The organism is Micromonospora sp. KC207 (genome assembly GCF_004348615.1).
Classification (GTDB): domain Bacteria; phylum Actinomycetota; class Actinomycetes; order Mycobacteriales; family Micromonosporaceae; genus Micromonospora.
The window spans coordinates 1-13796 of the sequence record NZ_SMKJ01000195.1; the positions used below are offsets into that span (position 1 = coordinate 1).

Genomic DNA, 13796 nt, shown 5'->3' on the forward strand with positions numbered 1-13796 from the left:
GTGGTAGCCGTGCGATTGGCTGTGCCCGCCCCCGCGCATGGCGGGCACAGCCAATCGCACGGCTACCACGGCCACTACCGCCGCAAGAAGCACCACGGCGGCTTCCTCGGCGAACTTTTCGACTGACCGGGCGCGCCCGCAGGGTGCGGGCGCCTGACCGCGTCGGCGACGTGGGGATGCTCCGTCCGGTGGCACCCCCACGTCGCCGACATGACGTGAGCATCTGACCGTGCGAGGCTGCGTCCATGACGGCCGTTTCGCAGCCCGAGGCGCTGGCGCAGGCGTACGCGGGGATCACCGCTGTCGTGGCCCCGCTCGACGACGCCGGCCTGCAACGGCCCACCCGATGCCGGGGCTGGCTCGTCGCCGACCTGCTGTTCCACGTGCTCTGCGACGCGCAGCGGGCACTGGTCGCGCTCGCCAGCCCCGCCGACGGGCCGGCCGACTCCGACGACGTCTCCTACTGGCGGGCCTTCGCCCCGTCGACCGACGGCGCGGAGACCGGGACCGGTCGGCGGGCGACGCGCAACGACGCCGGCGGCGATGCCCGGCACGCCGGGTGGGCCCGGCGCTCGGCCGCCGCCTTCGAACGCCCGAGCGGAGTGGTCCGGGTCTGGGCCGACACCGCCCCCGCCGCCGTACGCGCCGCCGCCGCGGCCGACCCGGCCGGCTTCGTCGCCACCCAGGGCCACGTGCTGCGGGTACCGGACCTGCTGGCCACGCTCACCACCGAGGCGGTCGTGCACCACCTCGACCTGATCGTCGACCTGTCCGACGCTCCGCCGCCCGCCCCACTGCCCGTCCGGGTCGCGGTGACGAGTCTGGGCGGCCTGCTCAGCGACGACGCGGTCCGCCCGGCGGACTGGGACGACCGCGATTTCCTGCTCAAGGCCGCCGGCCGGGTGCCGCTGACCGACCGGGACCGGCAGGCGCTCGGCGAGGTTGCCGGCTGGTTCCCCTTGATCGGCTGAGCGGCTGGGGTGCTGGGGCGGCTGGGCGGCTCAGCGGCCGGGGGCGCGGCCTCGCCGGCTCAGACGATCGCCATGTCGACGAAGCGGGAGAGGTGGAGCTGCGCGGCCACGGTGATGGAGTCGGTCGGCCCATTCCGGTGTTTGGCAACGATGAAGTCCGCCTCCCCCGCACGCGGCGACTCCTTGTCGTAGTAGTCATCCCGGTGCAGGAGGATTACCACGTCAGCATCCTGCTCGATGGAGTTGTGGGTGGCGATGCCGTTGGCGATGAAGTTGTGCGTGCCGAGGACCGTCGCGTCGTACACCTCACGCTCACCGATCGACTCGATCGAGACAATCTCGTCCCAGAAGATGTCGTTGGTGGCGTGCAGCTCAAGATCCACCGAGTCGAGGACCGCAGCGATCTTCGCCAGCCTGGACCTGCTGGGGGCACGCTCCCACGACGCGCTGCCACAATCCTGAGCTCCGATCGCCTTCGCGACGTCCCGCTGGCTCAGACCTTGGTCGATCAGGATCCCACGGACCTCCGACCAGACCTCCCTCGGTACGGTGTCGACGGTGGTGTTGCTCTCCCTCGCCTCCAGGGCGACCAGAAGGGCAGCGCAGTTGGCCGACCGCTCGCCGTGCACCCCGATCTCCCGGAGGAAGCGAAGCTGGTCGTCCCGCCCGCAGATGTCGAGCGTGTACTGGGTCTGTTGGCGCGCAACCGGTACGACCTCCAGGCGGGCCGTGATGCCGTACCGGAGCAGGAGACGGGAGACGTCCTCCAGCATTCGGCGGCTGGTCGAGGAGTAGTAGACCCCGCCACCGTGGCCGGACTCGTTGCGGCAGGCGGAACCGTCCGTCGCCCACAGGTGACGGAGGAAGGAAGTGATCTGTGCCTTGGGCAGACCGAAGACAGCCTGCGGCACGAACTTCTCGTGCGACCTGAGCCCGAACAGCCCGAGTCCGTCCAACCACTCGGCAACGGGATCCCGGCGACCCTCAGCTGGTCCGTGCAGGGCAGGCAGCCGCAGAGTGGTCGCCCCTGCTGCGGCGTCGTCATCCCGGACAGGGGAGATGCCGAAGTACTTCGCCGCTTCCGCAACAGCACGCAGGTTCTGCTCATCGCAGCTGGCGTACCGAATCGGCTGTCGTCGGACGAACGAGCCGTCACCCAGCAGATGAGCCAGCAACACCACCTCTTCCTCGGGCCACGGCCTGGAGGCAAGCGGCGCGGGAACGTGCCTCGGTGTGGCGATACGTGCCCTGGCCGCCAGCTCTCCGAGCGGTACCCAGCCCGCGAAGGTCAGGAAGGGGTGGTTGGCGGTGGCATCGATCTGCTTCCCGGACGCCAGCGTCATCCGGAAGACCTCACGGGTGCCGCTCGGGAAGACGTGGGTCATGGTCCGAGGGGTGTAGCGGAGCCCCTCGTCGAGCGCCCAGACGGGGATGTCCCTGGCCCCTCCGGCAAGGAGCTCGCCCAGAGTCACCTCGGCGTTGTTGTCCGCACGGAGCAACCTGGTCTCTGCGGTGAGGCAACCCGATTCGCGCAGATCGGACAGTTGCGGTCGCTTGTCCGTACGCTGCTCGGGGCCACGGTTGAGCTGGCTCACGGCGATCACCGGGCACTCGACCTCCTTGGCGAGCAGCTTGAGGCCACGGGACAGGTCCGCAACCTCCTGCTGCCGGCTTTCGGTGCGCTTCGGCGACGTCATGAGCTGGAGATAGTCGACCACGATCAGCTTCAGGTCGTGCTTCTGCTTGAGCCGACGCGCCTTCGCCCGGATCTCCATCAGGTTCATGCTCGGCGTGTCGTCGACGAAGAGCGGGGCCTCGCTGATCTCGCCCATGCACCGGGCCAGCTTGGTCCAGTCGTCGTCGGAGAGCTGGCCGCTGCGCAGCACGTGCAGTGGGACGCGGGCCTCGGCCGAAAGCAGTCGCATGACGATCTCGACCTTGCTCATTTCCAGCGAGAAGATCGCCGACGCCTGGTTGGCTCGGATGGCCGCGTTCCGGGCGAAGTCCATGCTCGCGGTGCTGTTGTGCGTCGGGATCATGGACCGGCCGGCCAGGTAGAGGTGGTCCGGGTTGTCCACCGTCACGCAGCGGACCGGGACGCTCAGCACCGGCCGGACGTCGACGATGAACCGGGCGCGGCTGTCCGGGGATGTCCGCTCGGCGTGCGCCGCCCGCTTGTCCTCCAGGCGGAAGACGGGATCGGCCGTGGAGAAGTCCACGGTGTACGCGACGGACGAGCCCTCCCGCGCCGGCTGCTCGTCGACCGTGCACCGGTAGCCGAGGCTGACCACGAGTTCCCGGACGCACTCGATCAACCGTTCGGAGGTCGAGGTGTACCGCAGGTCCCCGGCAGGGGTCACCGTCCCGGCGGTGTCCATCAGGCCCGCGAGCAGCGCCCGGCGCTGGTCCTCCGACGCGCGAAGGTACTCCGGCGGGAGGTGCCCCTCGGCGTGCCCGCCGCCGACCCGCACCCCGAGCGTGTACGGCGGGGCGGCGAGGTCCCGCTCGGGCAGCCGCAGCGGTGCGCAGTTCTCGACGGCGTAGCGGGGTCGCCGGTCCGTCGTCCCGGTGCGCAGCGTGGCGGCGATCCGGGCGGTCGTCACCACGCCCTCCCGGGCGGTGGTCCTCCACAGGTGCTCGGCGTCGGCCACGATGACCGAGCCGTCGGAGAACTCGACCTCGTAGCAGGGACGGTCGTGCCGTACCTCGAAGACCGCCGTGACGATGGTCGGGGTGCCGTCGGCCGCGAGGAGCCGGTCCCCGACCGCCACCTCACCCATCGTGGTCCAGCCGTCGGGGGTGGGCAGCGGGGTGTCCAGCGCGAGCGCCTTGCCCAGACCGGGCCGACCGGCCACGATGATCAGTTGGCCGGGGTGCAGGCCGTTGAGCAGCCGGTCGAGGTCGGTGAAGCCGGTCGGGACGCCGGTCATGACGCCGCCCTGGGCGCCCACCGCCTCGATCTCGTCGAGGGTGGGTTGGAGCATGTCCGCCAGGATGGCGAAGTCCTCGCTGACCCGGCGCTCGGTGATCTCGTAGACGGCCTGCTGCGCCAGGTCGACGATGTCGTCGACGTCGCGGCTGCCGTTGTTGCCGGTGCCGTACCCGAGCTGCACGATCTTGGTGCCGGCCTCGACGAGGCGGCGGAGCACCGCCCGCTCCCCGACGATCCGGGCGTAGTAGGCGGCGTTCGCGGCGGTCGGGACGGTCGCGATGAGGGTGTGCAGGTAGGGCGCGCCGCCGATGCGGGCCAGGTCGCCGGAGTCGGCCAGGGCGGCGGCCACGGTGATCGCGTCGGCGGGCTCGCCCCGGCCGTAGATGTCGAGAATGGCGTCGAAGATCGTGGCGTGCACCGGCCGGTAGAAGTCGTTGGACTTCAGGATCTCGACGACGTCGGCGATGGCGTCCTTGGACAGCAGCATGCCACCGAGGACGCACTGCTCCGCGGCGACGTCCTGGGGCGGGGTCTTCTCGAACTGGCCGTCTCTCTGCGCGGGAGCCGATGGCTGGCCGCCGCTCCGTGGTTCCGTCCGCATGTCGTCGGTGACCGACACGGGATCCCCCCTCCGCTGCGTCGGCTTGGACTACCGCTCCGCCGCTGGGCGCGACGACGTCCGATCGGACCGGTCGGGTCGATCGGGGGTCATCGCACCGTCGGTCGAGAGGCAACCATACGGAACCCGAGGTCAGCGACTCAACCAGGCCGGTGGACGAGCCTTGGGACAACCTGTGGACGCCGGTGGACAAGCATGTGCGCAGGGTGTGCACAGGTTGTGGATAAGTGGTGGGGAATTCCCCCCCGAAACGCCGTGACCTGGGCAATCGTCATCCCCACCCTGTGGAGGAGAAATTTCTGGTGAGCTTTCCCGGCGCTTCGTCCCGTACTATCTCCTGTAAACGGCTACACCTGGACAGCGGATTGCACTTTCGGTTCAGAAGGGTCACGCTCCGGCCGTGAGACACCGGGACTGGGGACGCGGGGAGGGCAGCCCGCGCGAGTGGCAGCCGGGCCTCCCGTGGGACGCCTCCGGCGACCAGCCTCCGGCCGACTCGCACAGCTCTGCGGCCGAGCGCTACCGCACCCCGAGCCGCCGCCGCGCCGCGCGTCGCGGCCAGCAGGAGCCGGTCGAAACGTACCTGCCCCGGTGGGCTCTGGACTCGGGCGTCGAGCGAGCCGACGGTGGGGGTCGACACGCGGCACCCGACGACGATGACGAGGGCGACGCCCGGCCCCGCTCCGGCGCGGGATGGCGCACCACCGAGACGACCACCGGTCGGCGGCGGGTCAGCGGAACGACGTGGCGTGACGTTCCGCCGGCCGGCGCGGCCCCCGGGCCGGAACGAGCCGGGTGGCGCGACGCTCCAGCGATCGAGGCGGACCCCGAGCCGGAGCGATCCGGCGGGTGGCGCGACGAAACCTCCCACGACGACGGCTACGTGGGCAGCAGGCGGGCCGGCGAGGACGACCCCGTGTCGGGGGCGGCGCGGGCGGCGCGACCCCGCCGTTCGGCGTCGCGCCGCCCGCAGGTGATCTGGTCGGGGCTGGAGGACGTGGTCACCGCGACGGGCGCGGCCGAGCTGGAGGACGTGGTCACCGCGACGGGCGCGGCCGAGTCGGTTGCGCCGGAGGGCGTGGGGCGACGAACCCGCCGCAGCCGCCGGGCGGACGCCGATTCCTGGTCCACCCGCCCGGCGGTGGATCCGTGGGAGCGGGGCGCGGCGGATCCGCCGGAGGCCACCTCCGAGGCGGCGTCCTACCAGCCTGCGGTGGATCCGTGGGACGCCTCGGGCGTGCACGCGTGGGACCGGTCGTCGGTAGAGAGCCGGTGGGAGTCACCGGGCGGCGCGGCGCGCTGGGACCAGACCGGTGAGATCGGCGACATCGGCCGGTGGGACCGCACGGGCGAGATCGGCCGGTGGGACCGTACCGGGAACATCGGGCGGTGGGAGCCGGCCGGCGAGACCGGGGGCTGGGAGCGGTCGACCACCGACGCCGGGCAGTGGGACCGGGTCGACGACGGCGGGCGCTGGGATCGGGCGGCGGAGCCCCGGTCCGGGGAGAGCTCGGTCGAGGGGTGGTCCTGGCCGGAGCACGTGGAGGGGTTCTGGTCGGACACCCGGCTCGCCGACGACGATCCCCGGTGGATGGACGCGCCCGCCTCCGCGCCGCGGTCACCGGTGGTGCCGTACACCACGCCCCGCGCACGGTCGGCGCCCCGGCGCAGGGCGGAGGCGGCCCGTCGCCGGGCTGAGGCGGTCGGCGGTGCACGGGCGGTCGACGTGCCGGCCCGGCGGCGGGCGGAGCCGATCCCCGCCAGGTCATGGAACCGCCGTCTCGAGGACGACCTGCTCGATCCGGACCCGGGCGGGCCGTTCCGTCCGCTGGTCTACACGGCGGCCTGCTACCTGCTGCCGGTGATTCTGGTCTTCGTCTGGCTGTTGACGCTGGACGGTCAGGCACCGGCCGGCTGCGTCACGGACATCAGCGGTGGCGGCTGCGACTCACCGCGATCGCACGCCCTCGGCTCGCTGGTCAACGGGGTGCCCCGGTTCGGCCTGGCGCTCGCCAGCAGTCTCGTGGTCGCGCTGCTGCTGCGGCGGGTCGGCACGACGTGGCGGGCGACGACGGTGGCGCTGGCGGCGGCGGTGGTCGGCGGCGGGCTCTCGACGGTGATGATCAGCGCGGTGACCGGGCAGCCCATCGGCTGACCGGATCGGCCGCGCCGGACGCGCGCAGGGCCCGCACCGGATCACCGGTGCGGGCCCTGCGGGTTGGTGCTGTCGGACGTCAGCCCTGGACGACGTTCAGGTCGAACTTGGCGGTCACCTCGGGGTGCAGCCTGATGCTGACCGGGTACGCGCCGAGCGACTTGATGTGGCCGGGCGTTTCCAGCCGCCGACGGTCGAGCGCCGGGCCGCCGGCCGCCTTGACGGCGTCGACGATCTCGGCCGGGGTGACCGAGCCGAAGAGCCGCCCGCCGTCGCCGGCGCGGGCCTTCAGGCTGACCTTCAGGCCCTCAAGCTGGGCCTTGACCTCGTTGGCGTGGCCGAGGTCGCGGATCTCGCGGGCCGAGCGGGCCCGCTTGATGACCGTGACCTGCTTCTCCGCACCCTTGGTCCAGGCAATCGCGAAGCCCTGCGGAAGCAGGTAGTTACGGCCGTAGCCGTTCTTCACCTCGACGATGTCACCCGGGGCACCGAGGCCGGACACCTCCTGAGTCAGGATGATCTTCATATCGGTGCCTCCTCTCAGCGGGCCGTGGCCGTGTACGGCAGGAGCGCCATCTCGCGGGCGTTCTTGACCGCACGGGCGATCTGCCGCTGCTGCTGCGAGGTCACGCCGGTCACCCGCCGAGCGCGGATCTTGCCGCGGTCGGAGATGAACTTGCGCAGCAGCGCGGTGTCCTTGTAATCGATGTAGGTAATCCCGTCCTTGTCGAGCGGGTTCACCTTCTTCTTCGGTTTGCGAAGTGCAGCGGCCTTAGCCATTGCGCGTGCTCCTGGTTTGCGATCGCGGGCGCTCGGCGCCATTAGAACGGGGGCTCCTCGTCGAAGTTGCCGCCACCCGAACCACCGCGCGAGGGAGCCGGTGCGGCCGAGGCCCAGGGGTCGTCGAAGTTGCCTCCGCCGCCGCCCTGGTTGCCACCACCGCCACCGCCACCGCCGAAGCCGCCGCCACCGCCGCCGGAACGGGACATCTTCTGCACCTTCGCCGTGGCGTAGCGCAGGGACGGACCGATCTCGTCGACCTCAAGCTCGATGACGGTGCGCTTCTCGCCCTCGCGGGTCTCGTAGGACCGCTGGCGCAGCCGGCCCGACACGATCACCCGGGCACCGCGTTGCAGCGACTCGGCGACGTGCTCGGCGGCCTGACGCCAGACCGTGCACGCGAGGAACAGCGGCTCGCCGTCCTTCCACTCGCCGGACGCCTTGTCCATGAACCGGGGTGTCGAGGCGACCCGGAACTTGGCGACCGCGGCCCCCGAGGGGGTGAAACGCAACTCGGGGTCATCGGTCAGATTGCCGATGACCGTGATGGTGGTGTCTCCTGCCATGACCATCTCCTCGCGCACTCATCGTTCGCCGTACAGGCTCTCAGAGCCCTACGACAGCGTTGATGAGGCTGATCCGGGTGGTGAACCGGGTTGACTGCTGTTAGCGCATCTCCGGCCGGATGACCTTGGTGCGCAGCACGGACTCGTTGAGCCGCAGCTGACGGTCCAGCTCGGCCACCGCCGCAGGCGTGGCCTGCAGGTCGACGACAGCGTAGATGCCCTCGGCCTTCTTGTTGATCTCGTACGCGAGGCGCCGGCGGCCCCACACGTCGGTCTTCTCGACCGAGCCACCCGCGGTCCGGATCACGTTCAGGTACGTGTCGAGCGACGGGGCGACGGTGCGCTCCTCGAGACTGGGGTCGAGGATCACCATGATCTCGTAATGACGCAAGACGTGCTCACCTCCTGTGGGCTAGGCGGCCACGGTCCTTCCGTGGCAGGAGGTCGTGCGTCGTGACCGCTCCGGGACGGGGGAACCCGTCCGGACGCGGACAACCTGACCAGGATACCCCGGCCCGGACGATCATGCCCGGGCAGGTCGGCGTTCGCGGTTCGGCGCGGCGGGACCGGCACGGGCACGGGCACGGGGGCCCGGGCCGACGATCGCGCGTCGACCACAGGCCCCCGGTCACGAGGCCGCGGGGCGTCCCGTCCGCATTCCTTGGGTGGGACCTGGGGAGGAACGACCACACCGATGAGGTTGGACCGAAACGCCCCGCGGAGCTTCATTGTGTTGTTATCCGACCGTACAACGATTTCGTCATGTGTGGAGCGAAACAGAAATTTCGCCCTATCAGCGGCAGAACGCCCGTCCGCGCGTCGCGGTGCCCGCCTGGCGGTCCGCTACCGGCAGGGCCGACCGTCGATTCCACCGGGACCAACGACCGAGGGTGACCCGGGTGACGCCCACCACGGGCCGCGCCTCCGCCGGCCCACCGCGGCCCACCGCGGCACGCCGCGGCACGCCGCGACCCGACCCGCGCCGTCGCCCCGTGCGTCGGTACCTCGACGTAGGCTCGCCTCCATGCGTATCGGAGCCCACGTCGATTCCGCCGACCCGCTGTCCGAGGCGACCTCCCGGGCCGCCGAGGCCGTGCAGTTCTTCCTCTCCGATCCGCAGGGCTGGAAGGCCCCGAAACCCCGGGAGGACGCCGACCGGTTGCGCGCCACCGAGATCGACCTCTACGTCCACGCGCCGTACGTCATCAACGTGGCGACCCTGAACAACCGGATCCGCATCCCGAGCCGCAAGCTGCTGCTCGGTCACGCCACGGCGGCGGCGGAGATCGGCGCGAAGGGCCTGATCGTGCACGGTGGGCACGTCAACGCGGGCGACGACCTGGCGGTCGGATTCGACAACTGGCGCAAGACCTTCGCGTACGCGGCGGACGCCGGCGGCTTCGCCGTGCCGGTGCTGATCGAGAACACCGCGGGCGGGGACAACGCCTGTGCCCGGCGCCTCGACGCGCTGGCCCGGCTCTGGGACGCGCTCGGCGAGTACGAGGTGGGCTTCTGCCTCGACACCTGCCACGCCCACGCCGGGGGTGAGGAGCTGCTCGACCTGGTCGACCGGGTGAAGGCGATCACCGGGCGGATCGATCTGGTGCACGCCAACAACTCGAAGGACACGTTCGGTTCGGGGCGGGACCGGCACGACAACCTCGACGGCGGCACCATCGACCCGGAGCTGGTGGTGGCCGTGATCCGGGCAGCGGGCGCACCGGCGATCGTGGAGACCCCGGGTGGGGCGGACGGTCAGGGTGCCGACATCGCCTTTCTGCGCGACCGGCTCGGCGTGGGGGGCCGGGCCGCATGACGACCGAGCAGTCCGACACCCAGAACGAGGCCACCGCCGGGACGGAGCCGGCGGTGGGTGACGCCACCGCGAAGGACCCGGCCGAGGGCAACGCCGCCACGAAGGACCGCGCCGAAGGCGGCAAGGACGGCGAGGCCGGGAAGGACCGCGACGGCGAGGCCGGGAAGGACCGCGACGGCGAGGCCGGCGACAGCACCGCCGGGGAGGGCGGGAAGCCGGACCGGTGGGAGGCGTTCGCCCCCGCCCCGGAGCCGGTGCCGGGGCGGCTGCGTCGCGGCCTCCGGGCGGCCGGCCGCTTCGGTGTCCACGAGTGGAACCTGGCCGTGCTCGGCTCGCTGGCGCTGGCCGTCGCGCTCACCTGGCCGACGCTGCGGTATCCGCTCTACACGCTTCCGCAGGACTACTGGGACCCGAGCCTCCAGGCCTGGCAGATGGCATGGTCGGGCCACATCCTGCTGACCGACCCGGCGCGGCTGTGGCACGCCAACACGTTCTTCCCGGAGCCGTGGAGCTTCGCCTTCTCCGACACGCTGCTCGGGTACGCGCCGGTCGGCATGATCGGCACCGGCCCCGAGGCGGCCCTGCTCCGCTACAACATCATGTTCGTGCTGGCCCACGCGCTCGCCATGCTCGGGGCGTACGCGCTGGCCCGGCAGCTCGGCGCGGGCCGTGCGGGTGCGGCCGTGGCCGGTGCCGGCTACACGTACGCCCCCTGGCTGCTCGCCCAGGCGGGGCACCTGCACATCGTCTCCAACGGCGGCATCCCGCTGGCGCTGGCCATGCTGGCCCGGGGGCACGGCTGGTCGCTGCGCCACGGGTACCGCCCCGAGCGGCGGCACGCCGGGTGGGCGTACGCCGGGTGGGTGGTGGCCGCCTGGCAGCTCAGCCTGGGCTTCGGCATCGGGCTGCCGTTCGCGTACGTGCTGGCGGGGGTGACGCTGGTCGCCACCGTCACCTGGTCCGTCCGGCGCCGGTCGGTGCGGCGGCCGTTCGGGGTACGGCTGCTCGTCGCCGACGTCGTCGGCGCGCTGCTGTTCGCCGGGGTGGGCGGCCTGCTGGCCATTCCCTACTTCAAGGTCGCCGAGCTGCACCCGAACGCCGCGCGGACCCTCGGCGACATCGACATCTACTCGCCGCCGTTCTCGGGCTTCTTCACCGCGCCGGCCGAGTCCCGCATCTGGGGCGGGCTGCACGAGGGGGCTCGAACGGCGCTGCCCTGGCACCCGGAGATGACCCTGCTGCCCGGGTTCGCGCTCTACGCGCTGGCGGCGGGCGGGCTGTTCTTCTCGGTGTGGCGGCTGCGGCACCGGTTGCTGCTGCTCGCCGGGGTGGTGGTCACCATGGTCCTGGCCATGGGCACCCGGTTCTTCGGCGGCACCTTCACCTACGGGCTGCTCTTCGAGTACCTGCCGGGCTGGAACGGGCTGCGCACGCCTGGGCGGATGATGCTCTGGACGACGCTGCTGCTCGCGCTGCTCGCCGCGGGGGCGGTCAGCGCCTTCACGATCCGGGTGCGGGAGTGGGCCGCTGAGCGGGTCCCGCCGTGGCCGGGCCCGTGGCTGCGGCTGGCCACCGTGCTGCCGCTGCTGCTGGTGATCGCCGAGGGGCTCAATGCCACCCCGCACCCGGTGGTGCCGACCCAGCCGGCCGCGATGCGGTCGGTGGACGGCCCGATGCTGGTGCTGCCCAGCAGCCAGAACCACGACCAGCCGGTGATGCTGTGGTCGACCAGCCGGTTCCAGGACGTGGTCAACGGCGGCAGCGGCTTCACCCCGGAGCGGCAGGCCGAAATCCGGAAGGTCACCGAGAGTTTCCCGGACCAGGCGAGCGTGACCTACCTGCGCAGCCTGGGCGTCCGCAACGTGGTGGTGCTGCGCGACCAGATCGGTGACACCCCGTGGGCTACGACGATCGACGCCCCCGTGGACGCCCTCGGCATCACCCGCGAGCAGGTCGACAACGCGGTGGTCTTCCACCTCTGACAGTGCCCCGGCGCGGGGCGGGTGCACCTCAGGCTGGCGTCGGGGCCGGCACGGCGGCGGGCTCGGCGGGCTCAGTGCGCCGCCGCCAGCGGTCCACCCACGGCGCGTCGGGCGTGCCGTCGAGCACCCCGCCGTCGGGGTCGTCGGCGTAGGTGTCCCGCACCACGTCGCGCTCGGGGTGCAGGATCTCCTTCACGACCAGCACGCAGAGCACCACGACGGTGCCCAGCCGCAGCGCCGACGCCAGCACGAAGACCCCCTCGGGGAAGACCGGGCGGCTGGTCGCCGCGCCGAGCAGTTCCCCGTAGAAGGCGGCGAAGTAGCCGATCTCGGCGACCTGCCAGGCGATGAACGCGCCCCACTTCGGGCGGGCGAGGACAACCAACGGCAGCAGCCAGAGGACGAACTGCTGCGACCACACCTTGCTGAAGATCAGGAACGCGGCGACGACGAGGAAGGCGAGCTGGGACAGCCGGGGTCGGCGCGGTGCGCGCAGGGCCAGCACCGCCACGCCGAGGCAGGCCAGCCCGAACAGGGCGTATGAGATCCAGTTCAGGGTGGGGATGTTGGCGTTGAGCCACTCGAACGGCCCCATCGCGCCTGGGCCGCCGGTGTTGACCTTGCCATCGAGGTAGCGCCCGATGTACCAGAGCGTGCCCCAGTCGATGGGCCGGGTCGTGTTCAGCTCGAAGAAGCGGTCCCAGTTGTCGCGGTAGGGCACGGCCGCTGGGAGGTTGACCGCGACGAGCGCCACGAGCGCCGTGCCGACTGCGGTGAGGCCGGCGCGGATCCGGTTCGCGCGTAGGGCGAGCACCAGGATCGGCCCGAGGACGAACAGCGGCCACATCTTGGCCGCGCCGGCCAGGCCGAGCAGCACCCCGGCCAGCGCCGGCCGGCTGCGGGCCCAGGCGAACAGCCCGAACGCGGCCAGCCCGATGGCGAGCAGATCCCAGTTGACGGTGGCGGTGAGGAACAGGGCGGGGGCCAGCGCGAAGAGGGCGGCGTCCCAGGGTCGTCGGCGGCGCAGGGCGAGGATGACCGCGACGGTGGCCACCGCGAGGGCGCTGAGCACCAGGGCGTTGACGTTGTACGCCCACTGCCCCTGGTTGATCCCCGGGTTGTCGACGCCGAGGGCATGCACCGGCAGGCCGAGGGCACCCATGAAGTACCCGGTCAGCACCGGGTACTCGACGGGGTGGTCGCGGTAGGGCACCTTGCCCTCGTTGAGCCCCTCGGCGTAGTACAGCGCCAGCACGTCGGTGTAGCACATCCGCGTGTACTGGATGTTGCTCTGCCACGCGCCGTCCTGGCAGGGGGACTTCTGCACCCAGTGCAGGGCGAGGGTCAGACAGGTCAGGGCCAACACGATCCGGGCGGCCGTCCAGAACCGGCTCTCCCGCGCAACGGGCCGGTCCAGCGCCACCGCGTGGTCGCCCAACGGGCCACCGATCAGTTCCGAGGCGCCACGGACGAACCCGTCCGACCGGGACGGGTGGTCACCGGCTCCGGCGTCGTCTGTGCCGGCCGTCGGCTGGATGCTCATGAATGGCATCCTGCCGCACAAGTGCGTTCTGGACGAGAGTTTCCGACGGCCAACCGCAGGTCGATGATCGACTCGCGCCCGCCGGGGCGCCTGGTCTTGCCTGTGTCGGTTCGATGATTGGCCGGTGAGCCCTGCCAGCAGGATCTGTCCATTGCTCAGTTCGAGCGATTGGATCATGACGATGCCGTTCCTTCACCGAGGCCTGCGCTCGTGAGCCGGGGCCGACGCACCGAATCGCAACCGTCTGACGAGAGCGGGTGCCATCATGGCCGCTTCCGTCACCGCGGTGATTCTCGCTCCCTCCGGCAGGGGCTTTGCGTAGTCGATTGAGGTGTGTCTGACCTGGCCGTATGTAGGGCCGTGGCCTGGGTGGAGGGTGACGCGGAACGGGTGCGGCCCGTCGGTGATCATGGAGTTGCTGAGACAACATGA

Annotated in this window: 10 protein-coding genes; 4 read left to right on the forward strand and 6 right to left on the reverse strand. The window is 71.5% G+C overall.

Annotated elements, in window-relative coordinates:
- Positions 1 to 245: 245 nt before the first annotated feature.
- The gene (locus E1258_RS22160; protein WP_132404498.1) at positions 246 to 971 is read left to right on the forward strand and encodes a maleylpyruvate isomerase N-terminal domain-containing protein; all 726 of its coding nucleotides are present in this window, start codon (positions 246 to 248) and stop codon (positions 969 to 971) included.
- 59 nt (positions 972 to 1030) lie between these two features.
- Here the strand turns inward: E1258_RS22160 and E1258_RS22165 are convergent, their stop codons facing one another.
- Entirely contained in the window at positions 1031 to 4522 is a 3492-nt protein-coding gene (locus tag E1258_RS22165; RefSeq protein WP_132404500.1) for a replicative DNA helicase, read from the reverse strand.
- A gap of 400 nt (positions 4523 to 4922) precedes the next feature.
- Here E1258_RS22165 and E1258_RS22170 point away from each other — a divergent pair, with 400 nt between their 5' ends.
- Positions 4923 to 6677 (forward strand): hypothetical protein, encoded by a 1755-nt coding sequence (locus tag E1258_RS22170; protein WP_132404502.1) that lies wholly within the window; start codon positions 4923 to 4925, stop codon positions 6675 to 6677.
- Positions 6678 to 6756: 79 nt separating this feature from the next.
- On the opposite strand, the gene rplI is transcribed toward E1258_RS22170, so the two are convergent.
- The 4 genes from rplI to rpsF form a co-directional block, all read right to left on the reverse strand.
- Positions 6757 to 7203 carry a 50S ribosomal protein L9 gene (gene rplI, locus E1258_RS22175; protein ID WP_007073788.1) on the reverse strand — a complete coding sequence of 149 codons (447 nt, stop codon included), beginning with the start codon at positions 7201 to 7203 and terminating at the stop codon, positions 6757 to 6759.
- Between the two features lie 14 nt (positions 7204 to 7217).
- Positions 7218 to 7457 (reverse strand): 30S ribosomal protein S18, encoded by a 240-nt coding sequence (gene rpsR, locus E1258_RS22180; protein WP_007073789.1) that lies wholly within the window; start codon positions 7455 to 7457, stop codon positions 7218 to 7220.
- Between the two features lie 41 nt (positions 7458 to 7498).
- Positions 7499 to 8041: a single-stranded DNA-binding protein gene (locus E1258_RS22185; RefSeq protein ID WP_207919668.1), complete on the reverse strand. Its 543-nt coding sequence runs from the start codon at positions 8039 to 8041 to the stop codon at positions 7499 to 7501.
- An 82-nt stretch (positions 8042 to 8123) separates the two neighbouring features.
- Complete coding sequence (gene rpsF, locus E1258_RS22190; RefSeq protein WP_007073791.1) at positions 8124 to 8414, reverse strand: 30S ribosomal protein S6; 291 nt, start codon at positions 8412 to 8414, stop codon at positions 8124 to 8126.
- A 633-nt stretch (positions 8415 to 9047) separates the two neighbouring features.
- Here rpsF and E1258_RS22195 point away from each other — a divergent pair.
- The gene (locus tag E1258_RS22195) at positions 9048 to 9839 is read left to right on the forward strand and encodes a deoxyribonuclease IV (RefSeq protein ID WP_132404506.1); all 792 of its coding nucleotides are present in this window, start codon (positions 9048 to 9050) and stop codon (positions 9837 to 9839) included.
- Positions 9836 to 11821, forward strand: a complete 1986-nt coding sequence (locus E1258_RS22200) for a hypothetical protein (RefSeq protein ID WP_132404508.1) — start codon at positions 9836 to 9838, stop codon at positions 11819 to 11821. Before E1258_RS22195 ends, E1258_RS22200 begins: the two co-directional genes overlap by 4 nt.
- A gap of 28 nt (positions 11822 to 11849) precedes the next feature.
- On the opposite strand, the gene E1258_RS22205 is transcribed toward E1258_RS22200, so the two are convergent.
- On the reverse strand, positions 11850 to 13364 hold the full coding sequence (locus E1258_RS22205; protein WP_132404510.1) for a glycosyltransferase family 87 protein: 1515 nt from the start codon (positions 13362 to 13364) through the stop codon (positions 11850 to 11852).
- Positions 13365 to 13796 lie beyond the last annotated feature (432 nt).